General features: G+C 72.0%; 2 pseudogenes. Both read right to left on the bottom strand.

Annotation, left to right across the window (positions count from 1 at the left end):
• Window positions 1–619, bottom strand: a pseudogene (locus tag D180_RS16300) (glycosidase-like protein); the annotation flags it as partial.
• A pseudogene (locus D180_RS16295) lies at window positions 610–860 on the bottom strand (hypothetical protein); the annotation flags it as partial. The pseudogenes D180_RS16295 and D180_RS16300, both read right to left, overlap by 10 nt.

Genomic DNA, 860 nt, shown 5'->3' with positions numbered 1-860 from the left:
CCAGCGCCGGATACAGGCTGGTGCCGACGAAATCGAAACGGTCCCAGTAGCCGAAGCGCTCAGCCTGCTCCAGGCCGTCGGCGACATAGCCGATCGGGCCGCGATAGACCTGGCGCACCGCCGCCAGCAGCGCCGGCCACTGCGGCGCATCCTGCAGCTGACGCAGCTCGGTGCCGACGATCAGCGCGCTGGCGCGCTCGTCGGCGGCGACCTGGGCCAGTTGCAGCAACGCACGCCGGTAGGCGGCGAACCAGGCGTCGCGATCGGCAGGCGCGGCCTCGCCTGCCCAGTGCCCGGGAATCCACAGATGCACCTTCAGCACCGGCTGCAGGCCGGCGGCGCGCATCTGCCGCAAGCCGGCGCGGACCAGCGCCGGGCTGCTGTCGCTGCCCAGCACCGGGGTCGAAGACTGCGGCGCCGCCTGCCAGACGAAGGCGACCAACAGCGCACGCGAAGCGCCGGCCTCGGCCAGTTGCCGCAGCGACTGCTGCGCGGCGGCGCTACCCCACGGCGCCTGCGGCGACACCTTGACGTTGGCGCCCATCCAAGGCGGCGGCGCCGCACTGCAGCCGCCGGCGCTCAGCACCAGCAGCAGTGCGGTCAGCAGTCTCACGGCGATCGGCGCCATACCCGGTAGATGCCCTGGTGGTAGACCAGACTGTAGCCCGGCAGGCCCTGCTGCCATAGCTGCGGGAAGCGCCGGTTGAGGCTGTCCAGGGCGCCGGTCTGGCTGGCCGGGTCGCTGACCACCACTTGCGCCGGCATCTGCCGCGGATCGACCAGCGCCTGCTTGAAGCGCGGGTCGAACGGCAGGATCAGTTGTTTGGCGTCGCCGCGCGCGACGATCACCGGATAGCTGG

This window comes from Xanthomonas sp. SHU 166, assembly GCF_000364685.1.
Lineage (GTDB): Bacteria > Pseudomonadota > Gammaproteobacteria > Xanthomonadales > Xanthomonadaceae > Xanthomonas_A > Xanthomonas_A sontii.
This window is presented reverse-complemented; position numbering and strand designations above follow the sequence as displayed.